The organism is Bifidobacterium scardovii JCM 12489 = DSM 13734 (genome assembly GCF_001042635.1).
Taxonomy (GTDB): Bacteria; Actinomycetota; Actinomycetes; order Actinomycetales; family Bifidobacteriaceae; genus Bifidobacterium; species Bifidobacterium scardovii.
The window spans coordinates 643,957-670,637 of record NZ_AP012331.1 but is presented as its reverse complement, the minus strand read 5'-3'; the positions used below and the strand labels follow the sequence as shown (position 1 = coordinate 670,637).

At 67.3% G+C, this 26,681-nt stretch carries 23 protein-coding genes; 10 read left to right on the top strand and 13 right to left on the bottom strand.

Annotated elements, in window-relative coordinates:
- Positions 1-118 precede the first annotated feature (118 nt).
- Positions 119-1,360, top strand: a complete 1,242-nt coding sequence (locus BBSC_RS02765) for a ribonuclease H family protein (RefSeq protein ID WP_033516462.1) — start codon at positions 119-121, stop codon at positions 1,358-1,360.
- Between the two features lie 258 nt (positions 1,361-1,618).
- Entirely contained in the window at positions 1,619-2,317 is a 699-nt protein-coding gene (gene rpiA / locus BBSC_RS02760; RefSeq protein WP_033516464.1) for a ribose-5-phosphate isomerase RpiA, read from the top strand.
- A gap of 370 nt (positions 2,318-2,687) precedes the next feature.
- Here the strand turns inward: rpiA and BBSC_RS13165 are convergent, their stop codons facing one another.
- Together BBSC_RS13165 and BBSC_RS02755 are read right to left on the bottom strand one after the other, a co-directional pair.
- Entirely contained in the window at positions 2,688-2,777 is a 90-nt protein-coding gene (locus BBSC_RS13165; protein WP_004268639.1) for a 30S ribosomal protein bS22, read from the bottom strand.
- A 152-nt stretch (positions 2,778-2,929) separates the two neighbouring features.
- Positions 2,930-3,562 (bottom strand): hypothetical protein, encoded by a 633-nt coding sequence (locus BBSC_RS02755; protein WP_033516466.1) that lies wholly within the window; start codon positions 3,560-3,562, stop codon positions 2,930-2,932.
- 124 nt (positions 3,563-3,686) lie between these two features.
- Between BBSC_RS02755 and radA the strand changes: the two genes are divergently transcribed.
- From radA to BBSC_RS02735, 4 genes are all read left to right on the top strand, one after another.
- Complete coding sequence (radA, locus tag BBSC_RS02750) at positions 3,687-5,096, top strand: DNA repair protein RadA (RefSeq protein WP_033516468.1); 1,410 nt, start codon at positions 3,687-3,689, stop codon at positions 5,094-5,096.
- Positions 5,097-5,210: 114 nt separating this feature from the next.
- A complete protein-coding gene (locus BBSC_RS02745; protein WP_046725978.1) occupies positions 5,211-6,776 on the top strand; it encodes an adenosylhomocysteinase in 1,566 nt (521 codons plus the stop codon).
- Positions 6,776-8,167, top strand: coding sequence for an amidohydrolase family protein (locus tag BBSC_RS02740; RefSeq protein ID WP_033516470.1), 1,392 nt, complete (start codon positions 6,776-6,778; stop codon positions 8,165-8,167). The genes BBSC_RS02745 and BBSC_RS02740 overlap by 1 nt, the downstream gene beginning before the upstream one ends.
- Before the next feature lie 74 nt (positions 8,168-8,241).
- The gene (locus BBSC_RS02735; protein WP_033516472.1) at positions 8,242-8,733 is read left to right on the top strand and encodes a cupin domain-containing protein; all 492 of its coding nucleotides are present in this window, start codon (positions 8,242-8,244) and stop codon (positions 8,731-8,733) included.
- On the opposite strand, the gene BBSC_RS02730 is transcribed toward BBSC_RS02735, so the two are convergent.
- A complete protein-coding gene (locus tag BBSC_RS02730; RefSeq protein ID WP_046725967.1) occupies positions 8,720-9,529 on the bottom strand; it encodes a 5'-methylthioadenosine/S-adenosylhomocysteine nucleosidase in 810 nt (269 codons plus the stop codon). The genes BBSC_RS02735 and BBSC_RS02730 overlap by 14 nt on opposite strands.
- A gap of 169 nt (positions 9,530-9,698) precedes the next feature.
- Here BBSC_RS02730 and BBSC_RS02725 point away from each other — a divergent pair, with 169 nt between their 5' ends.
- The 3 genes from BBSC_RS02725 (at position 9,699) to BBSC_RS02715 (ending at position 12,394) form a co-directional block, all read left to right on the top strand.
- Positions 9,699-10,565: an ABC transporter substrate-binding protein gene (locus BBSC_RS02725; protein ID WP_033516475.1), complete on the top strand. Its 867-nt coding sequence runs from the start codon at positions 9,699-9,701 to the stop codon at positions 10,563-10,565.
- Between the two features lie 159 nt (positions 10,566-10,724).
- Positions 10,725-11,591: an amino acid ABC transporter permease gene (locus BBSC_RS02720; protein ID WP_033516477.1), complete on the top strand. Its 867-nt coding sequence runs from the start codon at positions 10,725-10,727 to the stop codon at positions 11,589-11,591.
- A complete protein-coding gene (locus BBSC_RS02715) occupies positions 11,588-12,394 on the top strand; it encodes an amino acid ABC transporter ATP-binding protein (protein ID WP_231648947.1) in 807 nt (268 codons plus the stop codon). Before BBSC_RS02720 ends, BBSC_RS02715 begins: the two co-directional genes overlap by 4 nt.
- Positions 12,395-12,474: 80 nt before the next feature.
- Here BBSC_RS02715 and ribF read toward each other — a convergent pair whose 3' ends face one another.
- The 5 genes from ribF to nusA all read right to left on the bottom strand — a co-directional run bounded on the left by ribF (position 12,475) and on the right by nusA (position 20,051).
- Positions 12,475-13,692 (bottom strand): bifunctional riboflavin kinase/FMN adenylyltransferase, encoded by a 1,218-nt coding sequence (ribF, locus tag BBSC_RS02710; RefSeq protein ID WP_033516479.1) that lies wholly within the window; start codon positions 13,690-13,692, stop codon positions 12,475-12,477.
- A gap of 183 nt (positions 13,693-13,875) precedes the next feature.
- Positions 13,876-14,979 (bottom strand): tRNA pseudouridine synthase B, encoded by a 1,104-nt coding sequence (locus BBSC_RS02705; protein ID WP_033516481.1) that lies wholly within the window; start codon positions 14,977-14,979, stop codon positions 13,876-13,878.
- Positions 14,980-15,027: 48 nt separating this feature from the next.
- A complete protein-coding gene (gene rbfA, locus BBSC_RS02700; protein WP_033516483.1) occupies positions 15,028-15,594 on the bottom strand; it encodes a 30S ribosome-binding factor RbfA in 567 nt (188 codons plus the stop codon).
- 213 nt (positions 15,595-15,807) lie between these two features.
- Positions 15,808-18,723: a translation initiation factor IF-2 gene (infB, locus tag BBSC_RS02695; protein ID WP_033516485.1), complete on the bottom strand. Its 2,916-nt coding sequence runs from the start codon at positions 18,721-18,723 to the stop codon at positions 15,808-15,810.
- A 299-nt stretch (positions 18,724-19,022) separates the two neighbouring features.
- Positions 19,023-20,051, bottom strand: a complete 1,029-nt coding sequence (nusA, locus tag BBSC_RS02690) for a transcription termination factor NusA (RefSeq protein WP_033516487.1) — start codon at positions 20,049-20,051, stop codon at positions 19,023-19,025.
- Between the two features lie 264 nt (positions 20,052-20,315).
- On the opposite strand from nusA, the gene BBSC_RS02685 reads away from it, so the two are divergent.
- Positions 20,316-21,089 (top strand): hypothetical protein, encoded by a 774-nt coding sequence (locus BBSC_RS02685; protein WP_051923105.1) that lies wholly within the window; start codon positions 20,316-20,318, stop codon positions 21,087-21,089.
- 79 nt (positions 21,090-21,168) lie between these two features.
- Here BBSC_RS02685 and BBSC_RS13160 read toward each other — a convergent pair whose 3' ends face one another.
- The 5 genes from BBSC_RS13160 to BBSC_RS14340 form a co-directional block, all read right to left on the bottom strand.
- Positions 21,169-22,287 (bottom strand): LacI family DNA-binding transcriptional regulator, encoded by a 1,119-nt coding sequence (locus BBSC_RS13160; protein WP_081892814.1) that lies wholly within the window; start codon positions 22,285-22,287, stop codon positions 21,169-21,171.
- 63 nt (positions 22,288-22,350) lie between these two features.
- Positions 22,351-23,130 carry a hypothetical protein gene (locus tag BBSC_RS14150; protein WP_231648948.1) on the bottom strand — a complete coding sequence of 260 codons (780 nt, stop codon included), beginning with the start codon at positions 23,128-23,130 and terminating at the stop codon, positions 22,351-22,353.
- Between the two features lie 81 nt (positions 23,131-23,211).
- Positions 23,212-24,504, bottom strand: a complete 1,293-nt coding sequence (locus BBSC_RS02665) for an ABC transporter substrate-binding protein (protein ID WP_081892813.1) — start codon at positions 24,502-24,504, stop codon at positions 23,212-23,214.
- 145 nt (positions 24,505-24,649) lie between these two features.
- Complete coding sequence (locus tag BBSC_RS02660) at positions 24,650-25,921, bottom strand: GH39 family glycosyl hydrolase (RefSeq protein WP_033516489.1); 1,272 nt, start codon at positions 25,919-25,921, stop codon at positions 24,650-24,652.
- Entirely contained in the window at positions 25,855-26,313 is a 459-nt protein-coding gene (locus BBSC_RS14340) for a GH39 family glycosyl hydrolase (RefSeq protein ID WP_033516491.1), read from the bottom strand. Before BBSC_RS14340 ends, BBSC_RS02660 begins: the two co-directional genes overlap by 67 nt.
- Positions 26,314-26,681: the final 368 nt, after the last annotated feature.

The following is a 26,681-nucleotide window of genomic DNA, read 5'->3' as shown; positions in this document are numbered from 1 at the left end:
ATCCGAATGCCGAGCCGTCAAACGGGCGGTCCAGCGGACCGACCGTAGGCGAGGTGAGCGGGCGCACCACCAGCGCCCGCGAAGGGGCCACTCGGATTGACCAGAAAGCGAGCCAAGCATGACCATCACCGTATCCACCGACGGAAGCGCCCTAGGCAATCCGAATGGCCCGATGGGCTGGGCCTGGGCCGACCACGCCCCCCACGCCGGAGGTAGGCCCGGCCATGAGCACCCGGGCGACTGCGACGCGGGCGGCGCCACGAACGGCACGAACCAGATCGGCGAGTTATGCGCGGTGCTGGAGGCTCTGCGGGCGCACCCGGGAACCGAACCGCTGATCATCGAAACCGATTCGCAGTATGCGATCAACTGTTCCACGAAGTGGGTCCATGGCTGGAAGAAGAACGGCTGGAAGAACTCGCAGAAGAAGCCGGTCAAGAACGCCGCGCTGATCAAGGCGATCGACGCCGAGCTGAGCCGCCGCGCCGGCTCGGTGAAATTCGTATGGGTCAAGGGCCATGCCGGCAACGCCGGCAACGAGAAGGTCGACGAGCTGGCACGCACCTATGCGTGCGACTGCCGCTCCGGCGCACGGGACGGCTACCTGCCCAAGGAGGGGTGGGAGTCGCTGCTCGCCTCCGAATACTCGAAGGGCACCGACGTGCCGGCCGACGCTCAGATGCTGATGGATGGCCACATTTCGGCCGTGGAATACCATCTTGGGCGCGGTGAATCCTCGGACGGCTCCCCCACGCCGGACGGGTCGAATCCCGCCGGCCCGACCGCCCCCGCACGCGGGAGCTCCGGAGCGCGACCCGGCTCGCGGTCGCTGGCCGACGTGCTGTCCGAACCCGAAGGCGTGCCTCAGGACCTGGGCGGATACACGGCGGGCGCCGCCGGCGCGGATGACGCCGCAGACAAGAGCGGTCCGCTCGATTCTCCCGCCACATCTGCCGACGACACCGGCGACGGCCGCGCCTCCGGATCGTCCGAGAGCACGGCTTCCCTGTCTTCCGACGCCGACAAGCACGACGGCGGATCCATCGACGCCCCCGCAGACGACTTCGGCTCCGGCAACGGGGACCAAGCCACGACCCCGTCCGCATCCCAGTCGACGACATCGACACCGCAACCGGTGCAGACAATGCAACCGGCCGCAAACCCGGCCACGCGACCGACCGTGCAGCCATCCGGCCTGACGGTGTCGGGCACGCTGCGATTCTCGCCGCCGCCGTCCTCCAGCCCGACGTACGACGGCACGCCGCGGCTGATCCGCGGACTCATCGCCGTGGAGGGGTACGTCGACGGGGATGGCACCATCACGCTCGAACAGGTGCCGTTCGCCATACGGCACTCGTGAACGCCCCGCAAGCGCCCAGCAACAAGCACCCAGCGAACGCCAACAAACGCCTGCAACCACCCGAGAACAGCCGTGAAACATCACATGAAACAATGCGTGGGGTCGGTATAAGACTGATCGAGCGGATGAATACCCTCGTAAAGCTTACATATCAGACCAATAACATGACTCAATGTCACATCAAGGAACAAATCGGATAGTATAGGATATGGGCTTCGCGCCTTCCTCGCGAAGCGACACTTCCGTCTAAGGAGCATTATGGACAAGGCACAGCAGGATGCACTGAAGAAGGCGGCCGGCATCGAAGCCGCCAAGCTGATCACCGACGGCATGATCGCCGGACTGGGCACGGGCTCGACCGTGCGCTTCCTCGTCGACGAGCTTGGCCGCCGCGTCAAGGAGGAAGGACTGCAGTTCACCGGCGTCACCACCTCCCGCCGCACGCAGGAGCAGGCCGAGGGCTACGGCATCAAGATCGTTGACGTCGACGACGTGGATCACATCGACGTGACCATCGACGGCGCCGACGAGGTCGACAAGAACTTCAACGGCATCAAGGGCGGCGGCGCCGCGCTGCTGTGGGAGAAGATCGTGGCCACCAACTCCAACCGCATTGTGTGGATCGTGGACGAGTCCAAGGTCGTCGACACCATCGGCAAGTTCCCGCTGCCGGTCGAGGTCATCCCGTTCGGCGCCGGCCACGTCATCAAGAAGTTCGAGGCCAAGGGCTACAAGCCGGTGCTGCGCCTCGACGCCGAGGGCAAGCCGGTGCGCACCGACGAGAACAACTACGTGGTCGACCTGCACCTCGAGCGCATCGACCACCCGGAGGATCTCGCCGAGGACCTCATCACCACGGTCGGCGTGGTGGAGCACGGCCTGTTCCTCAACATGGTCGACAAGGTCATCGTCGGCGACCCGAACGGCCCGCGCGTCATGACCAACGGCAACAAGTAGGATCCGCCCGACGGCCAAGGCCGGCGACGAATAGGCGAATCCACCGGATGATGGCGTCGTACCCAGCACGGGGTACGGCGCCATCATCGTTCTATGGGGCAGCACGCCGGCAAGACTCCCGACTCACGCTCCCGCCGGCGGGAGCTGGCTCGCGAAAGCGAGACTGAGGGTGGTCCGACGGCACCAGTCGCACCCAGCCGGCTACGCCGTCAGCCTCCCCCGACACTCCATGCAACGTGCACTTCGCGCACTGCTATGGACCGCATATGCCCGAACCTGCGCACACCTGGCCGACATACGAAAAATCCCCGCGAACCGAGGTCGAAACCCAGGTTCACGGGGATCCATACTGCTCGAAACGAGCGAAAGACTACTTGCGCTGGTGGCGAGTCTTACGCAGCAGTTTGCGGTGCTTCTTCTTGCTCATCCGCTTGCGGCGCTTCTTGATGACCGAACCCATCTCAGCCTCCGTTCCTAAATAATCGTTAAGATTGCAACTTGCCCAATAGTACACGCATTCTGGGACGAACGGAACCGGCGTTCCGAGAATCCTGAAAATTCCCGGCAAACCGGACGACCACCGGGCATGCCCGGACGGATCAACCCGTCACCTTACAGCGGAAACTCCTGATAGAACCGCTGCACGGCGGCCTTCGCGCCCGTCGCCTGGAACACCACGGTGTCGTTCTGCCACACCGCGATGGCCTTCTTCTCGTCGTTGGCATCCGTCTTGGCCACGTAGCTGCCGGTCGCGTTGCCGGAGACCTTGACGCTGCCCGAACCGAGCTCCTGGCCGGTGAGCGCGCCGGACAGCGCATCATACTGGTTCTTCGCGCTGTCGGCGGTGGACCACTGCGCGACGGTGAGCGTCACGTCCTTGGCCTCGTCGCCGGTGGAATAGGTGAGCGTGTACTGCTCCAGCGGCGACGCCGCATCCCACGCGTTGGTGGAGTCGGCCTTCGTGCGCGCATAGTTCAACACCGTATCCGGCATCGCCTTGAGCAGCTCGGAGGCGCCGTCCGGCAGCGCCACGGCATCGATGCTCGGCGTCGTCGGCTCCTTCTCGGTCTTGGACGACTGCTGCTGCGACTGCGTGGCGGAACCGCCGCCGTCCACCGTCTTGTTCATCGCCCACCCCGGCCATACGAAGGCGGAGAGCAGCGCCAGGATGACGACCAGCGCCGCGGCGACCACAACGGCGATCAGCTTGCCATGGGATGATGAGGCTATTTGCGTATTCGACATGATGCCGATTCTCTCACATCCACCTGACTCGTAACCCGCCCGCGCACCGCCCGCGCTCCCTCTCGCGCGCTACTCGCGCACCGCCCGCGCACCGTTGTCCCGAAAGCTCGATAGCGTCGCTGTCATGGCTAAGTCGTCCGTACAGTACCTGTGTTCCGAATGCGGTTGGAACGGCCCGAAATGGTATGGCCGCTGCCCCGAATGCGGGCAGTGGGGCACCATCGAGGAATTCCATGAGGCGCGCCCGGCCGCGGCGTCGTCGCGCACGGCGGCCCCGGGCCGTACCGCGCGCACGACGGCCGGCACGGTCTCCGCCCGCCACAGCGCCAGGCCCATCACGCAGATCGACACCGATACGGTGACGCGCATGCCAACCGGCTTCGGCGAATTCGACCGGGTGCTCGGCGGCGGCATCGTGCCCGGGTCCGTGGTGCTGATCGCCGGCGAGCCGGGCATCGGCAAGTCGACGCTGCTGCTGGAGACCGCCGGCAACATCGCGCGCGCCCAAGCCGCCGCCGGCGGCAAGGTGCTGTACATCTCCGGCGAGGAATCGGCAGCGCAGGTGCGGCTGCGCGCCACGCGCATCAACGCAGTCGAGGGCAACCTGCTGCTCGCCTCGACCACCGATCTGGCCACCGTGCTGGGGCTGATCGAGCAGGAGCGGCCGGCGCTGGCCATCGTCGACTCCGCGCAGACCATCGTGTCGCAGGACGTCGACGGCATCTCCGGCGGGTCCACGCAGGTGCGCGAGGTGGCGAGCGCACTGATCGACACGGCGAAATCCCTGGACGTCCCCGTGCTGCTGGTGGGCCATGTGACCAAGGACGGCTCGATCGCCGGCCCGCGCACGCTCGAGCATCTGGTGGACGTGGTCTGCCAGTTCGAGGGCGACCCGGAGACCGCGCTGCGCATGCTGCGCGCGGTGAAGAACCGCTTCGGCCCGACCGACGAGGTCGGATGCTTCGACATGAGCGGCGAGGGCATCGAAGAGGTGTCGGACCCCTCCGGCCTGTTCCTGTCCGCCGGCGAGACGCCGGTCGAGGGCACCTGCGTCACCTTCACGCTGGACGGCCACCGCAGCCTGCCGATCGAGGTGCAGTCGCTGGTCACCGCCTCGGTGCTGCCGACGCCTCGCCGCGCGGTCAACGGCGTGGATTCGAATCGCATCGCGATGCTGACCGCCGTGCTGTACCGGCACGGCAAGGTCAACCTGCTGGCGAACGATCTGTATGTATCCACGATCGCCGGCGGCCTGGCGAAGGAGCCGGCCTGCGATCTGGCGATCGTCGCCGCGCTGGCGAGCGCCGCGAAATCCAAGCCGATCGCGCGCACGACCTGCGCGGTCGGGGAGATCTCGCTGACCGGCCAGGTGCGCCCGGTCCCCCGGCTGGAATACCGCCTGCGCGAGGCGGCCCGCCTGGGCTTCACGACGGCCGTGGCGCCCGTGTCGCGCAAGCGGATCGCCATCGCCGGGCTGACGATCGTCGAGGTCGGCACGCTGCGGGACGCCCTGTCCGCGCTCAAGGTGGTCTGACTGCGGCATCGCGGCGGGGCGCGGCGGGGGCGCGGCCGGCGGAAGCTGACAGGAGCGCCGTGACGTGGCATGATGAATGCATACGAGCGCACGGAGGGCAAGGAGTACACGCGCATGACCGATTCGCGTTTCGCCGAATGGGCGATGGAATATTCGCAGCGCACGAACCGGTCGCTGGCCGGGACCGGCCTGTCGGGGGCGCCCGATGACCGGTTCGCGGACGCGGCGCAGCAGTGGGGCATGATCGTCGGGACGGCCCCGCGGCCGGTCGGCATCGCCGATGCCGGCGATACGGCCGCAACGGCCGCCGTCCCGGTCCCGACGGCCGACGATGCCCCGTTCGCCGTCGACGCGTCCGCCCCGCTCAGCCGCACGCCCGATGCCCGCGACTGGACCGGCGCCGAGGCGATCGCCCATGCCGAACGGCATATGCCGGTATTGCGCACGCTTATGGGAGAACTGTGCCGTGACGCCGATTTCCGGAACGTGCGCATCGCCGTATGCCTGGTGCTGGAGCCGAAGACCGCCGTATTGCTGCGCGCGCTGCGCCGCGCCGGAGCGACGGTCGGCGTGTTCTGCGACCCGGCCGAGACCGACCGGCGCGTCGCCGACCAGCTGCGTGCCGAAGGCATCGCCGTCGAGGCCGACGCCGAATGGACGCCCGAGCAGGCCCATCAGGGCGCGCTGCGCCTGCTCGACGAGATCCGCCCGCACATCATCATCGACGATGGCGCCAGCTTCTCCCGTCTGGCCGCCGCGGAACGCCCTCAACTGCTCGGCGATCTGATCGGCGTGTGCGAGGAGACCACCAGCGGCGTGCGCGCGTTCCAGGCCATGCAGGATGCCGGCCGACTGCCCTTCCCGGTCGTCGCGGTCAACGACAGCGTGCTCAAAACCGGCTTCGACAACGCGCACGGTACCGGCGAAAGCTGCGTGACCACCATGCAGGGCATTCTCGGAGCCAAGGCGTTCGCTGGCAGCCGGGTCACGGTGATCGGCTACGGCCCGGTCGGACGGGGGTTCGCGTTGCGCGTGCGCGCGCTCGGCGCGCGGGTCACGGTCTGCGACACCGACCCGGTCGCCGCGCTGCAGGCCGTGTTCGACGGGTTCGCGGCGCGGAGCATCGACGACTCGCTCGAGAACGCCGACATGGTCGTTTCGGCGACCGGCGTGCGGCACACCGTCACGATGCGGCACATGCGCCGCATGCGCACGGGCGCGGTGCTGTCCGTGATCGGCGGCATCGCCAATGAGATCGCGCTGGACGACATCCCCGGGTTCCGCCACGTGGCCGAATGCTGCCGACGCGACATCGCGATCCCCGATGGCCCGACCCTCACGCTCCTCGCTGAGGGCGACGGCGTCAACTACACCGCTGGCGGCGGCAATCCCATCGAGATCATGGACCTGAGCTTCGCCGTGCAGGCGAGCGCCGTGGCCTGGCTGCTCACGCATCGCGACGAGACCGCGCCCGGTCTCATGCGGCTGGGCGCCGCATCCGACCGTCGCATCGCCGCCGCGGCCCTCGCCGTACGCGGATTCGCCGCAAGTTCCGCCGAGCCCGACAACGGCTACGACTGGACGCTCACCCGTTTCGCCGACAGCGCCGGAACCGACCAGCCGCCCGCCGACCGGGCATCCGGCGGCCAGACCGGCCCCGACCATGCACAGGAGGCATGATGTCCGACGATTCCTTCGACCCGTTGTACGCGGCGGCCCATCCGGCGCCGCTGGAGTCGGTCACCCTGTACAGCGCCCCGCTGATCATCCCCGTGACCGGACCGGTGATCATGGACGGCGCGATCGCGGTCTCCGGCAGCCGTGTGGTCCACGTCGGCACGCGGCGGTGGGTGCTTGACACCCTCAAGCAGGATCTGGCACCGCACGGGCGCATCGACGAACGCCATTGGCACGGCGTCATCACGCCCGGCCTCATCAACGCGCACACGCACCTGCAGTACACCACCATGGCGCAGGTCGGGCAGGGCGGCTATGCCAACTTCCACGACTGGGAGCTGGCGTTCGACCAGGTGTACCGGCGCATCGGCGCGGAAGAGGGGGCGTGGAAGGCCTCCGCCGAGACCGGCGCGCGCATGATGGTCGAAAACGGCACGACGGCCGCGGCCGACATCGTCACCGACCCCGAGGCGGCCACGGCGCTGGCCTCGCAGGGCATGCACGGCGTGGCCTACTGGGAGGTGATGGACTGGAGCAACGAGGCCTGGCACAGCGCGGGCATCCGCAATCTGGTCGGCCATCTCGGGCGCATGCGCGAGGCCGACCTGCCGAGCATCGGCATCAGCCCGCACGCCCCGTACACGCTGGAGACCGCGCCGTTCGTGGATCTGCCCGACATCGCGCGCCAGCTCGACATGCGCCTGCACATCCATCTGGCGGAGACCCCCATGGAGGCCGGCAAGCGCGACACCACGCTGTCCACCTATTCGACGGCCGACTGGCGCAATGACGACTGGACCAGCTACCAGCAGCTGCGGGAGTCGGGCAAGGGGGCCTCGGCAGTCCAGTTCCTCGACCAGCTCGGCTCGCTCGGGCCGGACGTGCACATCGCGCACGGCGTGTGGGCAGACAAGGAGGACCGGCGCATCCTGCGCCAGCGCGGCGTCGGCGTGGCACTGTGCCCGCGGTCGAACCGCATCACCGTCACCGGCCGCGACGCCCCGGTCCGCAACTATCTGGAGGAGGGCAACCTGCTGGCCGTCGGCACCGACTCGCTGTCCAGCTCGCCCAGCCTCGACGTGCTCGACGACGTGGCCATGCTCTACGACCTGGCGCGCGAGCAGGGCTACGAGGGCGACGACCTGTCCCACCGGCTGATCCGCATGATGACGCTCGGCGGCGCGCAGGAGCTCGGCCTGCATGTCGGCGCCGGCCGCATCGGCCAGATCAACGCCGGCGCGATGGCCGATCTGGCGTTCTTCGACATCCCCGTCTACGTGGCCACGCCGCGCGGCATCGAGGACACGCTGGAGGTGCTGGTGCGCCACGGCGCCGGCACGAACCGCGCCACCGTGATCTCGGGGCGCGAGGTCTACAACGACGGCGCCTGGTGATCCGCCAGATCCCGTACCGCAATCCGATATCGCAATCCGATCGCAATCCCATACCGCAAGCAAGGAGCAGCACGATGAGCATCGCACTGGAAGACATGAGCCCCTACGCCCGTTCGGTGGTGTCCTCTCTGGGGTTGCAGGAGCACCCCGAGGGTGGCTGGTACACGCGCGACTGGGCGTCGCCGATCGACGGGAACATCGGCGGCCGCCCTCTGGCGTCGTTGATCTACTTCCTGCTGCCGGCCGGCGATGCCAGCGCATGGCACAAGGTCGATGCCGACGAGATCTGGCTGTGGCACGGGCCGGCGAACGTCACGCTGGAGCTGGGCGGCAGCGGGGACGCGCCGGCGGCCGATGCGGGCCAGCGGCGGACCGTGGTGCTGGGAACGGGGCTGCGCGGTGGGGATGAGGCCGGCCGGGGCGCCGCGCCGAGTGCCGCCGCACCGGTCGGTCACGCCATCGTGCCGGCCGGGGTGTGGCAGCGCACGGTGCCCGGCGCAGGCGACGCGCTCGTCTCCTGCGTGGTGAGCCCCGGGTTCACCTTCGAAGGATTCACGCTGCAGTAGGCGCCGCGGCAAGCGTGCCGTTCTCCATCAGCGCGTCGAGCGTGCCGAGCGTGACGGTCGCCGCGGCGTCGGCCGCGTTGACCAGGTCATGCTCGTGGCCGTCCAGCGATTCGTAGGATTCGCCGCAGCGGTTGCTGATCGAGCGGATCGCCAGGAACGGCACGCCGCACTTGGCGCTGACATGGGCCGCTGCGGCGCCCTCCATCTCCTCGCAGTCGGCGTGCACGCTCTCCACGATGTGGCGCAGCACGTCGGCGTCCGTGTTGAACTGGTCGCTGGTCGCGACGACGCCGCGCACGTAGCGGGGGCCGGCGCCCAGCCGCGGGGCGTGCCGCCCGTCCGCCCCGTCATCATCCATGTCCTGCCTGAGCGAAGGCACCTGCCGGTACCCGCCACGATCCAGTGCGCGTTCCGCGGCGACGACCAGTCCCTCATCGGAACGGAACCATTCCAGATACGGCGCGCATTCGGCGATGATCGGCGTGTTCGTCTCCAGATAGTGCAGCTCGGCGCCGACCACGATGTCGCCGACGCCAAGGCGCGGGTTCAGCCCGCCGGCGATGCCGCTGAAGATCAGCAGCTTCGGTTCGCAGCGGGCGATGATCAGCTGCGTGGCCGCCCCGGCGCTCACGGTGCCCATGCCGCCGATGCAGACCACCGTGCCGACGCCGCGATAGGTTCCCTCGGCGACCTCGACGCCGAACTCGTCATGACGGCGCACCCCTTCGAGCGCGGCGATGATGGGCGCTGCCTCCTTCGGCAGAGCGCACTGAATGGCGATGGTGATGTTGCTCATACGTCGATCGTGCCCAGCGGTGCAGACAAGGCCCCCGACATGCGGTAACGCATTATAACCAGCGTCCATAACCGCCCCTGCACGTTGGTTACAGGGGATGGATACACTGGGGCACGAGTGTCGTCGCGCCCTGGCACGGCGCATCACCGAAAAGAGGAAGGTACCTTCAATGAGCGCATTCACCATCATCAAGCGCACCGCGGCCGCAGCCCTCGCTGTGGCGTCGCTGGTGGCCGTCACCGCATGCGGCAGCAGCAACAGCGGCAACAAGGCCGAGACGGCCACGGATTCGAACGACATCACGCAGCAGACCATCACGCCGGGCACGCTGACCGTGGCCACCGGCGAGCCGGCCTACACCCCGTGGGTGCTCAACAACAAGCCGGAATCCGGCGAGGGCTATGAGGCGGCCCTGATCTACGCCGTCGCCGACAAGCTCGGTTTCAAGAAGGACAACGTCAAGTGGACCCGCACCACCTTCGACGCGGCCATCGCCCCGGGCTCCAAGGACTTCGACCTGAACATCCAGCAGTTCTCCATCACCGACGAGCGCAAGAACGCCGTGGACTTCTCCCCCAGCTACTACAACCCGACCCAGTCCGTGGTGGTGCGCAAGGACTCCAAGTACGCGTCCGCCACGTCGCTCGCCGACCTCAAGGACGCCACCATCGGCGCCATGGTCGGCACCACCAGCTATGACTTCGCCAAGGACAAAATCAAGTCCGACATCCAGACCTTCAACGACAACGCCGTGCTCGCCCAGGCGCTCGACGCCAACCAGCTCGACGCCATCGTGTTCGACACCCCGACCGCCGTCAACGTCGTGGAATCCAACCAGGTGAAGAACGCCAAGGTCATCGGCCAGATCCCGGGCTCCGAGGACCCGCAGGGCATGGGCATCGTGCTGCCGAAGGGCTCGAAGCTGACCGCCAAGGTCACCGACGCAGTCAACGCCCTGGAGAAGGACGGCACGCTTAAGAGCCTGCAGGAGAAGTGGCTCGCCGCGTACACCACCGACATTCCGGAACTCAAGTAGTCCCCGCGCCAACCGGCGCAGACAGGACCTATGAATCGCGCCGTGCCGGCAGGGCACGGCGCGATTTTTGCGTTATGGACGGACATGCCCCCGAGTCGCGACCCGTCCGTAACGGACAGGACATCATAATTGGGAAGATTTGGTGGTTGAATAACTACTATGCCACAACGTGAATCAACAGTCGCAAGCCACGTGAGCGAGGTCGAGCTGAAACGGCAGCAGTACCGCCGCCGCCAGGACCTGCAGTCCGTGGTCACCAGCGTCATCAGCACCATCGTGCTGGCCGTGCTGGCCGTCACCCTGCTCAAGATGTCTCCCGGATGGTCAAGGGTCCAAGAGTCGTTCTTCTCCGCCAAGTATTTCGTCTCGTCCTTCCCCGAAGTGCTCAAGGGATTGTGGCTCAACGTCGAGGTGCTGTTCTTCGCCGTGATCGGTGTGGGCATTCTGGGCACGCTGCTCGCCGTCATGCGCATCAGCCGGTCCCCGATCCTGTTCCCGCTGCGCGCGCTCGCGCAGATCTACACCACGGTGATGCGCGGCATCCCGATGATCGTCGTGCTGTACCTGATCGGCTTCGGCATCCCCGGTCTCGGCATCTTCGGGCGCATCCCGGCGTCGGTGCTCGGCACCATCGCCGTGATCATGACCTACTCGGCATACGTCGCCGAGGTGCTGCGCGCCGGATTCCAGGACGTGCACCCCTCGCAGCGCGCCTCGGCGCGTTCGCTGGGCCTGACCTCGGGGCAGACCATGCGCATGATCATCATCCCGCAGGCGCTGCGCAAGGTCGCGCCGGCGCTGATGAACGACTTCATCGCCATGCAGAAGGACGTCGGCCTGATCTCGGTGCTGGGCGCCGTCGACGCGGTGCGCGCCGCGCAGATCCAGGTGGCCAGCACCTACAACTTCACCCCGTACGTGGTGGCGAGCGTGCTGTTCATCATCATGAGCGTGCCGTTCATTCTGCTTAATGACTGGTATTCGGCGCGTCTGCGCGCCCGCGAGCTCAGTGGAGGCACGGTATGAGCACTCTGAACGATCAGCATTCGCCGGCACAGGGCGTTCCGGCCGCCGCGCCGGCAGCCAAGTCCGGCAGCGACGCCATCCTGCGGCTGGACAACATCCGCAAGTCCTTCGGTTCCACGCAGGTGCTGCGCGGCATCTCCTTCGAGGTGCGCCGCCATGAGGTCGTGGCGCTGCTCGGCCCGTCCGGCTCCGGCAAGTCCACGCTGATGAAGTGCGTGAATCTGCTCGAGCAGGTGGACGACGGCCAGATCTGGCTCGGCGACACCGACATCACCGACCCGCGGGCCAATCAGGACCGAATCCGCGCGCGCATCGGCGTGGTGTTCCAGCAGTTCAACCTGTTCCCGCACATGTCGGTGCTCAAGAACGTCACCCTGGCGGCGATCAAGGTGCACCATTGGGACAAGGAGCGCGCCGAATCGCGTGCGCTGGAGCTGCTCGACCGCATCGGCATGCGCGCGAAGGCCTCCGCCTACCCGGATCAGCTGTCCGGCGGTCAGCAGCAGCGCGTGGCGATCGCCCGCGCGCTGATGACCGACCCCGAACTGCTGCTGCTCGACGAGATCACCTCGGCGCTCGACCCGATGCTGGTCGGCGAGGTGCTCAACATGGTCGCCGAGCTCAAGGACCAGGGCACCACGATCCTGATGGCCACGCACGAGATGAGCTTCGCGCATGACGCGGCCGACCGCATCGTGCTGCTGCGCCACGGCGTCATCGCCGAGAACGGCACGCCGCGCGAGGTCATGGACGAGTCGCAGAACCCGGAGACCAAGGAGTTCTTCAGCCACTTCCGGCACTAGTGGGTTTGGTGCGTGCAGCTCTGCTCCCCTCAGTCGGCTACGCCGACAGCTCCCCTCTATGAGGGGAGCCATACGTTGCGTCAGGCGGTGAGGCGCTTGGTTTCCTCGACGTTGCGGGCCAGTTCGTCCTTCAGGGCGTCCACGCCGTCGAAACGCACCTGGGGGCGCAAGAATCCGGCGAATTCGATGCGCACGCGGTGCCCGTACAGGTCGAGCCAGTCATCGGTGACGGCATAGGCCTCGATCACCCGCTCGTGTAGTCCGGTCTTCTCGCTGAATGTGGGCTTGGTGCCGATCGAGATCGCCGCGGGCCACCGCCACGGCGAGTGGGGGGCGATGCGGGCGGTGTCGTCCGAGGCCACGCGGGAGGTCGCCTCGGCATCGCCGTTCGAGGGCACCGTATCGCGCTCCTCCCCCAGATCGACCAGCCAGCCGGCGTACACGCCGTCCACCGGCAGATACCCGACCACCGGTTCCTCGAGGTTCGCCGTCGGGAATCCGATGGTGCGCCCGCGCTCCTCGCCATGGATCACCGTGCCTTCGACGGCGTGGGGATGACCCAGAATCGCGTTCGCGTCGACGATGCGGCCCTGCCCAAGCAGATACCGGACATTGGTGGAGCTCCAGATACGCTGCTTGCGCCCCTGATGCTTCTTGCTCCACGCGCGCAGCTCGGCCTTGGTCATGCCCTCGGTCGGGTCCTTCGGCTCGCCCGGCTCGCTCGGCATATGCGGCGCCGCATCGGCCGGGATGCGCACGTATCCGGGGCCGCGGTCGTCCACGACGTCCAGTTCGAAGACGCCGGTGGCGAGCGCCAGGTTCTCGATCGCCTTGACGTCGCCGGCCCGATCCTTGCCCATGGCCGCATCCTGGCCGAGCACCAGCGTGCGCATGCCGATCTTGCCGACCAGCTGGCCGAGGAAGAAGCGGTAGGACTTGGCGGCGAACGCCAGCGTGTAGCGGACCAGCAGCACATGGTCGACGCCCATCTGGCGCATCAGACGGATGCGCTCGTCCACGCCGGTCAGCGCCTCGGTATCGGCGATGCCCTCATCGGGGTCCATGCCATGGTGCTCGGCGGCGTACCGGTGCACCAGTCCCGGGCGCGGGTCGAACAGGATCACCACGGAGAAGGCGCGCTCCTTGGCGGCCAGTTCCACCACCCGCTCGACGACCGCCCGGTGCCCCTGGTGGAACCCGTCGAACACGCCGACGGTCACCACGGATTTCTTGTTCGAGCTCAGTGTCGGCCATGCTACCAAGCCGGTCGGGTCGGGGGTGAGTCGGGTGATCTTCATGCTGTTCCTCTGGGTTCCTCTGGTCGGTTGCGCGGTGCCGCGCGTCACGAATCAATCGCATCCACTCTAGCAGCTCGTCCGTTTCTCGGATACCTGAAAAACTCCTCACGGCACCGTCGGACCACCCCAGTCGGCTTACGCCGACAGCCTCCACCGGCGGGGCACCATACGCTACCGCGCGCGTCAGGCGGCGAACACAGTCACCGGCTTGGCCTCGCCGCGCCCGGTGCGCTCCACGATCGCCGCGACGTCGCCGGTTTCCGGCACCACGGCGGCCGCGATGCCCTTGCCACCGCAGGGGATGCGCCTTCCGAAGCGCAGCTCGGCGGCGTCGTGCCCGCTGATCGCGACCGTCTGCATCGCCGCGGCGACCGCATCGGCCATGGTCAGCGCGCGGGACAGCAGCTCCTCGCCGGCCGCGTCGAGCACCGCGCGGTTCCGGGTCACGGTCTCCCCGTCGCGATTGGTGAAGGTGCGGGTTTCGACGTGCGCGGTCACGGCGTGGGCCGCATGGTCGCCGTCAAGCGCGAACCGGCCGACGCGCGTGCGGCGCAGTCGGGTCAGATGACCGCCGACGCCGAGCGTCGCGCCCAGATCGCGCGCCAATGCGCGGATATAGGTGCCGGAGGAGCAGCTCACGCGCACATCGAGATCCACCACCTGCGCCGCCGAGGGGAAGTCGTTCGCCGCCGCAAGCGGCGCGCCGGCACGGGACGCGTCCGTATACCCGTACCGCGCGTCGAGCACCGTGAACTCGCCGATCGTGACGGGGCGGGCCTTGAGTTCGACCGCCTTGCCTTCGCGGGCCAGGTCATAGGCCCGCTGGCCGTTGATTTTGATCGCGGAGAACGCATTCGGCACCTGTTCGATGTCGCCGAGGAAATGCTCCGCGATCGCGCGCTCCACGGCGGCGCGATCAGGCATCCGCAGGTCCGCATCCTCCTGCGTACCGTCCCGCCGGGTACCGTGACCGGCACAACCGGCAGACGCCGCCGGGCCGTCCGGCGCGATCGGCGTGCCGTCGGCGTCGTCGGTGTCGGTGGACTGCCCGAGCCTGATCGTCGCCTCGTACGTCTTGTCGTGGTCGACGATGTAGTTGAGCAGGCGCGTGGCGTTGCCGAAGCCGATGACCAGCACGCCGGTGGCCATCGGGTCGAGCGTGCCGGCGTGGCCCACCTTTTTCGTATGCAGCGCGCCGCGCGCGGCGGCCACCACGTCATGGCTGGTCACGCCCTGCGGCTTGTCCACGATCAGCAGCCCGGACGGCTGCGGCCCTTGCGATGCCATATCCACTCCCCTTGTGTCAGAACCGCGGCGTACCGGGCTGCGCGCCGGTCAGGCCGCGCTGCCGGATTCCTCGGACCCGTCGAATTCCTCGACCTCGACGGCGTCGCCGTACCCGTCGTCCGGATCATCGGCATCGTCGGATTCGTCGTCGTCAAAATCGTCGTCGAAATCGTCGTCATCCTCGTCGGGATGCTTGTACGGATCGGCCTCGCCGGCATAATGCGCGTTCGAGCGGGCCTTGGCGAGCTCCTCGTCGCGCTTGCGCGCCACCAGAAGAATGTCCTCGATCTCGGTCGCCTCGCCGGGCACCTCGTCGAAGATGAACTGCAGCTGCGGGGTCAGGCGCAGACCGGCCTTGGTACCGACCAGCGTGCGCAGACGGCCTCTCGCCTGGTCTAGGGCCTGCTTGGCGCGGCGGCGTTCGCCGTCCTCCTTGCCTTCGTGCCCCAGCTGCGTCCAGTAGATCTTCGCGATCTGCAGATCGTTGGTGACGCGCACTTCGGTGATCGTCACGTTCGCAAGGCGCTTGTCATGCAGCTGCGCCTCCATCGACGAGGCGACGACGCGCTGGATCAGCGCGGCGATGCGCGCGGCGCGCGGGTTCGTTCCTGCCATCAGTGTTTCCTTTGCACTCGATTTGAATGGTGATACATGGATTTCTTGGGTTCTATCGTCGCACATCCCCCGGCCCATGCCACGGCCCGTCAATGGCCTGACAACGGCGAAGCGCCCGCCGCCGTAAGGGGACGGGCGCTTCGCACGCGCTCTCGCATGGCACCGGGCCGCGGTGTCCGCGCGCCCGGCCAGCCGAAGGAGCCGGCCGTTGGCCTACTTGCGCTCGATCTCGCGCATCTCGAAGGTCTCGATGATGTCGCCGATCTCGATGTCGTTGAAGGAGCCGAGGTTGATACCGGCCTCGTAGCCCTCCGCGACCGAGGTGACGTCGTCCTTGAAGCGACGCAGCGAGGAGATCTCGAGGTCGTTGACCGTGGCGACGCCGTTGCGCAGGATACGGCACTTCGTACCGCGCTTGACCTCGCCGTCCTGCACCATGACGCCGGCGATGTTGCCGAACTTGGAGGAGCGGAAGATCTCGCGGATCTCGGAGTGGGAGGTGGTGACCTCCTCGTATTCCGGCTTGAGCATGCCCTTGAGGGAGGCCTCGATGTCCTCGATGGCCTTGTAGATGATCGAGTAGTACTTGATCTCCACGCCCTCGCGCTCGGCGAGGTCCGCGACCTGGCGGTTCGGACGCACGTTGAAGCCGATGATGACGGCCTTGTCGACCGTGGCGAGGTTGACGTCGTTCTGGGTGATCGCGCCGACGCCGCGGTGGATGACCTGGATGCCGACCTCGTCGGACACCTCGATCTTCATCAGGGAGTCCTCCAGCGCCTCGACGGAGCCGGACGAATCGCCCTTGATGACGATGTTGAGCATGTCGACCTCGGACTTGGCGAACTGCTCCTTGAGGCTCTCGAGCGAGACGACCTTGCGGCGCTTGGCCAGCTGGGCGGCACGCTCGGTGGCCTGGCGCTTCTCGGCGATCTGGCGGGCGGTGCGGTCGTCCGGAGCCACCAGGAACAGGTCACCGGCGGTCGGCACGGAGGTCAGGCCCAGCACCTGCACAGGCGTGGACGGCGCGGCCTCCTTCATGTGCTGGCCGTTCTCGTCGAGCATGGCGCGCACGCGGCCATAGGACGTACCGGCCACGATCGCGTCGCCGACGTGCAGCGTGCCGGACTGCACCAGCACGGTAGCCACGGCGCCGCGGCCCTTGTCGAGTCGGGCTTCGACGGTGGCGCCGCGGGCGTCCATATCCGGGTTGGCGCGCAGATCGAGCTCCGCGTCGGCGGTGAGCAGCACGGATTCGAGCAGCTTGTCGATGTTCGTGCCCTGCTTGGCGGAGATGTCGACGAACATCGTGTCGCCGCCGTACTCCTCCGGCACCAGGCCGAACTCGGTGAGCTGGCCGCGCACCTTGTCGGGGTTCGCGCCCGGCTTGTCGATCTTGTTGACCGCCACGACGATCGGCACGTGGGCCGCCTGCGCGTGGTTGATGGCCTCGACGGTCTGCGGCATCACGCCGTCATCCGCGGCGACCACGAGGATCGCGATATCGGTGAGCTCGGCACCGCGGGCACGCATGGCGGTGAACGCCTCGTGGCCAGGGGTATCGAGGAAGGTGATCTTGCGCTTCTGCCCATCGAGATCCACGGTCACCTGGTAGGCGCCGATGCGCTGCGTGATGCCGCCGGCCTCACGGGCGATGACGTTGGTGTTGCGGATCGCGTCGAGCAGTCGGGTCTTACCGTGATCGACATGGCCCATGACGGTGACGACCGGCGGACGCGGCTTCAAGTCCTCGTCCTCCTGCAGCTCCTCGTCATCCAGGTTGATGTCGAACTGCTGCAGCAGCTCCTTGTCCTCCTCTTCGGCGGACACGATCTTGATGTTCCAGCCGATTTCCTCGCCGAGGATCTGGAAGGTCGACTCGTCGAGCGACTGCGTGGCCGTGGCCATCTCGCCGAGATGGAACAGCACGGTGACCAGCGCGGCCTGGTTGACGTTGATCTTCTCCGCCAGATCGGCCAGCGAGGCGCCCTGACGCAGCTTCACGGTCTGGCCGTTGCCGGTCGGGATGCGCACGCCGCCGATGACCGGAGCTTTCAGCTCCTGGAACTCCTGACGCTTCGCAAGACGGTTCTTGCGGGCCTTCGAGGACTTGCCGCCCTGACGTCCGAACGCGCCTGCGGCGCCGCCGCGGCCTCCGCGGCCGCCGGTGCGCGCGGGACCGTTGCTCGGCGCGCCGCCGCCCTGATAGCCACCCTGGCCGGAGCCGCCGAAGCGGTTGCCGCCCTGACCCGGACGACCGCCCTGGGCGCCCTGGCCCGGACGACCCTGAGCGCCGCCCTGACCCGGACGGTTATGGCCCCACTGGCCGGGACGCGGTGCACCCTGGGCACCCTGGCCCGGACGGCCACGGAAACCGCCGCGGCCCTGGCCCGGACGGCCGCCACGGCCGCGACCCTCGTTGTTGTTCGCGGTGGGGCGGGCCATCGGATGCGGACGCGGGATGTCACCCGGCGTAGGCGTATGCATGCCCTGCTTGCGGCTGAACGGATTGTTGCCCGGACGCGGCCCCGGCGTGGGCTGGCCGCCCTGGTTCTGGCCCGGATTCGCGTTCTGCAGCGACTGCGGGCGGGGCGCGTGCGGCATCGGGCCGGACGAACGCCCGTCATTGTTGCGCGGCGCATGGTTCATGCGCGACTGGCCGTTGCGGCCGCGGTTGTCGCGCCCGCCGTCACGGCCGTACTCGCGGTCGCGGCCGCCGTCACGGCCGTATCCGCGATCGCGCCCGCCCTCGCGGTTGGGACGCCCGTCGCGCTGCTGCGACGGCTTGGAGTGGGCCGGCGACGCCGGCTTGGGTGCTGCGGGGACCGGAACCGCCTGCGCGCCCGGCTTGGGGGCATGCGGCTGGGCCGAAGTGTGCTGACGTGCCGCAGGGGCAGCCGGAGTCGGCCGCGCCGCGGGTGTGGCCGGCGTGGCCTTCCTGGAACCACCAGCCGGCTTGTTGTCGGACTTGCCGTCGGCAAACGCCGCCTTCAGACGGCGGACCACCGGCGCTTCCACTGTAGATGATGCCGACTTGACGAATTCGCCCATATCCTTGAGCTTGGCAAGGACGTCCTTGCTTTCGACGCCAAGATCCTTGGCCAAATCATACACGCGTGCTTTCGCCACTAATATTTCTCCTATCTGGACCGCGCGTATGGAGGCGCGGTCAATGTTCGATTGTCGAGAGCCTACCCTGTCTCATCGTGCGACCATGATCGTGCTACCTCGTTCTGTAAAATCAAGGCATGGCCGCAGAAGGCGGCCACGCTCGGATTCCGTGACCAGCATACTCGTGCCGGTGGATGTGCGTGGCGACACGGCCCCATCACGCGCCGGGGCCGCGGGCGATGATGCCCGCGGCCCCGGTGACGATACCTCGTCGGCCGCCGGACGGCGCCGCCATGCGGTGCCGCGGCGCGTCGGCGTCACTTGTCGGCTGCCGCCGTCTTCTTCGCGTGCGCCTCGGCGGATTCGATGCCGATCTTCCAGCCGGTCAGCTTGGCGGCAAGACGGGCGTTCTGCCCCTCCTTGCCGATCGCCAGCGACAGCTGGTCGTCGTGGATGAACGCGATGGCGGTCTTGTTCTTCTCGCTGATCACCTGCACGCCGGTCGCGACGGCCGGGGACAGCGCGGACGCGACGAACTTCGCCGGATCGTCGGACCAGTCGACGATATCGATCTTCTCCGGGCCGAGGTTCTCCATCACGGCGCGCACGCGGGCGCCGCCGGGACCGATCAGCGCGCCCTTCGGGTTGACGCCCTCGGTGTTGGCCTTGACGGCGATCTTGGTGCGGGCGCCGGCCTCGCGGGCGATGGCCATGATCGACACCGCGCCGGACACGAGCTCGGGCACTTCGCGCTCGAACAGCTGGCGTACGAGTTCGGGGTGGGAACGGGACACGACGATCTCCGGCCCCTTGAGCCCGCGGGCCACGTTCACCACGTAGACGCGCAGACGCTCGCCGTGGCGGTAGCGCTCACCCGGCACCTGCTCGCGGCGGGGCAGGATCGCCTCGACGTCGCCGATGGCGACATGCACGTTGGTCGGGTCCTTGGCGTCCTGCTGCACGATGCCGGTCACCAGCTTGCCCTTCTGGCCGGAGAATGCGCCGAACACCCGGTCGTCCTCCGCCTTGCGGAACAGCTGGGTGAACACCTGGCGCGCGGTGGCGGCGGCGAGGCGGCCGAAATCGCGCGGGGTGTCGTCATACGGCTCGCCCAGGGTCGGGGCCGGATGGGGGTTGTCCTCGGTCGGTTCGGTCGGGATTTCGTCCTGCGCCCACACGGTGAAGGTGCCGGCGCGGTTGTCCAGCTCCACGCGGGCGTGCTTGGAGGCGTGGGACGTTTTGAGATACGCAAGGCGCAACGCTTCCGACAGTGCCGCATCCAGCGTCTCGGGGTCAATACCTTGCTCAGCGGCGAGCTGATGCATTCCTGACAGGTCCAGTTCCATGGGTCAAGACCTCCTATTTGAAGTTATTCCGAGCGCTAGGGCCCTGATGGTCACAGTCAGATATTAGTGTAAGTGCTTATGCAGACACGTCTTCGGGATTCAGCGCGCAGCCAAGCGCCGTGCAGGCGTGTCCTCGCCGCCGCGCTCTCGATGGCGATGGCGGCCGGGCTCGCCTCCTGCTCGGCGCCCCGGTATGCGGGCAGGGCCGAATCGGAGCAGCGGATGAGCCCCTGCGAAAGCGCGTATTCCACGGCGACGGAGGTCATGAGCACGCTGCACGCGGACGGCTGGCAACCGCTTGGCGCGCGCTATGCGGCCGCGCTGACGGCGCAGGACCAGTGGATCGACGTCGCCGCCGAATGCACCGATCGCTTCGACGAGGGCACGATCCGTGCGGCGCAGTCCCGGCACCTGTTCCGCTCAATCGCCGGCCGGCTCGGCATCGAAACCGGCGGCGGCGAAATCACCCTCTCCGACGTGTCCGCCCTGTCCGGCACGGATGTGCTGGATATCGCCGGAACCGTGCTCGACGGCATGGCGCTGGCGGAGGACCGCGCCGGATTCTCCGCGGAGATACTGACGGCCCGCGGCGCGAGCGGCGCTTCGCTCGCCCTGTCGAACGGGCACAAGACCACCGGCGAGCGCCTGATCTCGCTGGCCGGGACCAAGCCGGCCGACGACCCGCGGCAGAAGGTCTACGAGGTCGGCGCGCTGCTCGCGAATCCCGTGACGGCGACCGACCCGGCCAATGGGCTGCGCGCCTCGACGCTGGCCGTGGTCGAGGCGAACTGCGCGCGGGAGGAACTCGCCGCCGTCTCCGGCGAGACCGGGCAGGTCGGAACCGACGAGGCATCCGGCACGTCTGGCACGTCCGGCGACTCCGGCACCGGCTCGGGCAGCTCCGGCGACTCCGCATCCTCCGACACGGCGACCCGGACCGATGCCCTGCGCACGCTCGCCCGGCTGATCGGCTCGCGACTCGATCTCGCCTTCGAGGCCGGATACCCCGCCACCGACCACGCGCTGTTCGACGACTGACCGTGACCCTCCCGGCCCCGGGGTTTCCCTCCCGGAGCCGCCCGGAGCCAGCCAAAACACCCCAAAGAGCTGTCCGAAACTACGCGCCCGTCGAATCGCGGGCCACCACCTGGAACGGCACGTGCCCGTGCATGACGCCGTCATCGGCGCCATCCCCGGCATTGGCGTCGATCATGCGGATCATCCGGTCGATGACCTCCCGCGCCATCGCGGGAACGTCCATCCGCACCGTGCTGATGGACGGATTGGAGTACTCGGCGAAGGGAATGTCGTCGAACCCCATGATCTTCGCGTCCCGGGGCACCACGATGCCGTGGTCGGCGAACTCCCTCAGCGCGCCCATCGCTATGGTGTCGGCCAGACACAACACGCCGAGCGAACCGTCCCACCGTTCGCCGGGCACGCGGTTCAGCAGCTCGGCCGCGGCCTGCCGGCCGCCCTCCAGCGTCCACACGCATATGATGCACTGGTCCCGTTCCAAGGCCAGCCCATGCTCCTCGAGCACGCGCGCGATCGCCGCCAGGCGCTTGGGGCCGAAGCCGTTGCCGCTGGCCCGCGCCGCCTCCTGATCGTCCGGATGGGCGGCGCCGAGCACCACCACGCGCCGGCATCCCGCCAGCACCAGATGCTCGGCTGCCGCGGCGGCCCCCTGCGCGCATGCGGTGTCCATGGAATCGACGTTGACGAACGATTCGCAGTCGCCGATGACCAGCACCGGCCTGCCGGGATTGTGCTGCGCCACCTGGCTTTCCGTGATATTGGGCGCGTCGAGGATGACGCCGTCGTAGATGAGTCCGGGGCCCGGATTCAGGGCCCGCATCTCCTCCTGCTGGGACTGCAGGGACTGCCTCACCACCACCTGGTACCCCCGCTCCAGCGCGGACTGGGTCAGGTATTTGGCGACGCGGGCGTGGAACGGCACCTCGAAATCATCGACCACGATCTGGATGATGCCGCTGCGCCGGTTGCGCAGCATGGTCGCCGCCACGTTGGCCTGGTACCCCATGCTCCGGGCCACCTGCTTGATCCTGGCGCGGTTCGCCTCGCTGACCTTCGGCTTGTCCCGCAACGCGTTGGACACCGTCATCAGCGAGAACCCCGTGGCGCGGGCCACATCCGCCAGCGTGACCGGCCCGGACACCCCGGCCGCCGGCGGGGTACCCCCTTCTTGCACCTGATCGACCATAGCCTTCATCATAATCACCCCGTCACCGGCCTCCCGGCCACCGCGTCGCCCCCACCCAAGCCCAGGCGGAGGGATTCACGCCGGCCGCCCCGCGGCGAGACGGATCGCCTTGTTGCGGGCGCAGTAGACCGCGAGACACAGCGAATACCCGACCACGCCAAGCAGGTCGGCGGTCAGCAGCGAAAAGACCATGCACGCGCCGAGATACGCCATCACCCCGCGCGACACCGTGGCGGCGCGCATGCCGCGCAGCGCGATCACGATCGGCACCACGCCAACGGCCGCTACCACGAACCCGTATATCTGCGCCACGTAGATGACCGAGCTGACGCTTTCGGCCCCTTCGCGCAGCAGCCCGCGGCTCTCGAGCACCGCGTAGCTTTCGCCGCGGAACCACCCGGCATACATGAACACGGTGATCGCCGCCATGACCACGTCGTACGCGCCGACAGCCAGCAGCACCGCCCGTTCGGCGGTCCGGGACAGCGCGCCGCCCTTGAGGCCCTTCTTCTCCAGGCCCACGGCGAGCAGCAGCGGGATGATGATCGTCAGCGGCACGCTGATGACCACGAAGATCAGCGTGTGCCACAGATCACGCCAGAACAGCGAGAAGAAGTACGAGTCCGGGTCGAAGATGCGCGCGAAATTGCCCAGACCGATGAACTGCGGATCGCCGATCATGTTCCATTTGGTGAACGCCAGATAGAGGACGAAGACGATGGGGATGATGCCGAAGATCGCGAAGATGATGAAATGCGGGAGGATGTATGGCATGGCGTGCCATATCGATTCGCGCCGTTTCATCGAATTCGAACGCCGTTGCTCCAGCGACGCCCCGATGGCCGTTGTGCTCATGTCAAACCTTTCTTGTGATGATCGTGACGGTGCCATTGCCGTATGAGTCATGTTGTCGCTCGTTTCCTGACCGCTGCGCGATCACGTCTGGTCCTGGATTTCGATCTGGCCCTTGATCGTCTTGTCGAGGGCCTTGAGACCGTCGTCGAGCGTCAGGTTGCCGTACACGATGTCGTTGTAGAGGTTCCATGCCGTCACCGCATACCCTCCGTAGAGGTAGTTGGACGTTCTGATGACGTCGCGCTCCTCCTGGGAATTGGTGAAGCTGGCCTGGATGAGCTTCTGGTATTCGGGGTTGTTCAGATCGCGGTAGGCGGGCGAGATGGAGCCGACGTAGGCCCAGTCCATCCAGTGCTCGTACACGTACTTGATGAACTTCGCCGCGGCGCGGGAGCGCTCGGGCGGCCGCTTGGGGTCCTTGATCTGCATCCAGTTGTTCTGGTACAGGAAGTTGGAGAAGTTGTCGGTGCTGTACTGCAGGGTGTTCACTTCCGCGATGTTGTCCTTGCCGAGGGTCTCGGCCATGTTGCCCTGGCCCCAGGTGCCCAGCTGGGCGAACACCGCGTGGCCGGATCCGAACGCCTGCATGCTGTCGACGCTCAGCGGGGCCACCACGCCGGACTCGACGGTTTCGCGCAGGGCCTGCATCGGCTTGCGCCACGCGTCCGAGGTGGCGTCGTCCATGCTGGTCTCCAGCGTGCCGCCGGCGCCGTACAGCAGCGACATGAACGCCCATGGCAGGTTGCCGTACGCCATGCCGTAGATGTCCTTGGGCAGCACGCCCTTGAGCGACTTGACCTCGTCGATGGTGACGAAGCCGCCCTCGATGATGTGCTCGAGATGGTACTGTTCGACCAGCGACTTGTTGTAGTAGATGGCCATCTGGTACATGTACAGCGGGATGCCGTACGCCTTGCCGTCGAACATGACGTTGTTCCACGCCTGGGGCAGGTAGTTCTTCTCGTTGAGCTCCGGCGCCACCTTCTGCCAGTCCTCGATGGTGTTGAGGATGCCCGGGGAGTGCATCACCGCCGTCTTGAACTGGTTGGCGATGACCAGGTCGGGGATGCTGTCGCCGGTCTGCGCGACGGAGTAGATCTTCGTCATCAGATCCTTGTCCTGCATCGGCTGGAACACGATCTTGTACTCGGGATCGGTGGCGTTGTAGTCGTTGATGATCTTCTGCATGGCCGGGCCGTCGTCGCCGATCAGGCCGTTCCAGAAGTACATCACCTTGGCGTCCGCGGTGGAGCCGCATCCGCCGACCGCGAGCAGCATGCCGATCGCCGCCGCCGCGCAGGTCAGCGGTCTGACGATGCCTTTCGACACCCGCGACCACCATGTCGCGGACCCGCTGCGTGCGTTTCCTTTCATAATTCCTCCATTACCGTGCGGCCGTGAGGGATTCAACGGCGAATCCCTCCGGCGGCCGACTCGTTCTTTCTGCTTGTCCTCATGACGATGATCCACCGCCGCGATTCCCCACCGTCATGTCCGGGGCCGGCGCATAGCCGCCTCCTTACGCCTGCCGTTCCAAAATGATCATGGAGACCGCGTGCGCAGGCATGCGCCACGTCACCATCGTCTCGCCCTTCTCGGCGGATACCACCCGGTCCGGCTCGTACCGTTCGAGGGCGTCTGCCCGCTTGATCCGCTCGTACCGCTCCCCTCGCGGGTAACGCGGACCCCCCTCGGCCACCCACTGCGCGTAGGCGTTCGAGTGGTCCGCGTCGATGCGGTAATGGGTGCACCGGTACGAGCCGGGCGCCAGACCGGTCACCCGCAGTTCGACCTCGCTCTCGTCGTTGCGGTCGATGTCGTCGCAGTGCGCATACACCAGGATCTGCACGGCGCCGTCCGAGCGCGACACCAAGCCGGAGACCACGGTCTGCGAGCCTTCGCCGGTGTACTTGCGCGGAGCGGCCAGTCCGAAATCGGCGTCCACGGCCCGGTCGACCACGATGTCCGCGACGGCGTCGCTGCATAGCCCGATCGCGTCATCGCCCATGCGGCTCAGCAGCTCGAACGCATTGAACACCGCCTTGTTGATGCCCTGCGTGGAGAAGGTGCGTGTGCCGGTGAAGCACTCCTCCTGCGGGAACATGAACGCCCATGCCAGCGGGCATACGCAGGATCCGTACCGGCGCCCCAGTTCGAGGATCTGACCGTATGCGGCGGCGACGTACGACGCGTAGTACTCCGTGTTGCGGAACCGCATGTTGGCGTTGTCGTTGAGGCCGCCGGCCGCCCAGGTGTCGGGGTCGGCCTCGGAGAGCGCCACGTCGAGGCCGGCGTATCCGGCCTCCGCCATGAGCTGCAGCCCGGTGCGCACCTGGTTGACGAGGTTGCCAACGCTGGGCACCGCCTTGGCGACGTTGGGGTCGGCGAAGAACTCCGCGCCCTTGACGTGGAAGGTGACGAAATCCAGACGGGTGCCGGTCTCGCCGCCGCACGCGTTGGTTCCCGTCTTGCAGTGGCGCAGGAACGCCTGCATGGCCTCGCGCCCGGCGCCCTGGTCGAACACGCCGGCCACGGTCGGCCCGCCCAGCCTGGCCTGCGGCAGGACCCCGTGGAGCGCCTGTTCGGTCACGTCGAACAGCCTGCAGTAGTCCTCGATCGTTCCGGACCAGTAGAAGATGTCCGGCTCGTTCCACAGCTCGAAATACCATGAGGCGACGGCATGCGCCCCGTAGCGCTCGGCGAGGTGGGCGGCGGTCGCGCGGATCAGATCGGCCCAGCGGCCATAGTCCTTGGGCGGGTAGCTCCAGCCGATCTCGCGGTAGGAGCCCATGCCGGCCCCGGAGGGAAAGTCCTTGTACCGGGGTCGGCCAGGTCCTCCGGCATGAACCCCAGCTCCACGAACGGCAGGTTGCCCGATTCCAGGATCGCGTCGAGGATCAGGTCGTAGTAGGTGAAGCCGTAGACCGCATTGCCTTGCGCGTCCTCGTGGTACACGTTGGTCGAGCCGAATTTCGGCGAGCCGACGCAACTGCCGTTGCAGAAGGTGAAATGCGTGCGCACATAGTACGGGGCATCCCCGAGGGCGCCGAATTTTCCGAGCAGTTCCTTGCCCTCCGGCATATAGGTGTAGTTGCATTCGTCGTATCCGATGAATCGCCACGCATGATCCATCGCGCCGACAACGGTGCCGGCATCGACTTCGATATGTCTCGTCTTGCTCAAGACGTTCTCTCCTTAGCCCGTAGTTCAACCGCGAACCAGGTCCATCGATTCGGCGCTCAACCTCGGACGCTTAACGATAAACTAGTGACTAGTTTAACGTTATTTCTTTTGCTGTCAAGTCGGACTCCCCTCTTTTTGGCATTCACATGGCGCCCATCGCTCGCAGCCGACCGGCGAACGCTCCCGAATCACACCCGTTTCCCGATCCGAGGGGCAGAATAGCCCCTCCGTCGCCTTCATTCCGCGATCTGAGGGGCATCCGGACGCGGCCCCGCATCCCAATTCCAAAGGATCCACACCGCAAATGGCGCAATGGGAGTTATAACATGCCCCTCAGATCAAAGAACGAAGACGACGGAGAGGCTATT